This window comes from Stenotrophomonas sp. SrG (assembly GCF_050031795.1).
Classification (GTDB): domain Bacteria; phylum Pseudomonadota; class Gammaproteobacteria; order Xanthomonadales; family Xanthomonadaceae; genus Stenotrophomonas; species Stenotrophomonas rhizophila_A.
Genome location: NZ_JBNBBE010001449.1, coordinates 1 through 234, shown reverse-complemented (window position 1 = coordinate 234; position 234 = coordinate 1). Strand labels below are relative to the sequence as shown.

At 76.9% G+C, this 234-nt stretch carries 1 pseudogene; it reads right to left on the bottom strand.

From position 1 onward, the window contains the following. A pseudogene (locus ACQG3P_RS24205) lies at positions 1–234 on the bottom strand (TolC family protein); the annotation flags it as partial.

Sequence of the window (234 nt, the reverse complement as noted above, 5' to 3'; positions counted from 1 at the left end):
CCTGCCCCGCGGCCCGCGCGGCGGCGGAGGCGCGCGGGAGCGGGCCGCCCAGGTCGCACGGGGAGGACACCGCGCACTTGCCGTCGGCCAGGTTGCTCGGCGGCAGCTCGTGCTCGAGCAGGAACGATTCGGCCGACAGCTGCGCGCGGCTGACCCCGGCCGCGGCTTCGTACTCGAAACCACCGGCATCCAGCGCCTGCTCGTACACGGCGGCGGCGCGGCGCAGGTTGGCAC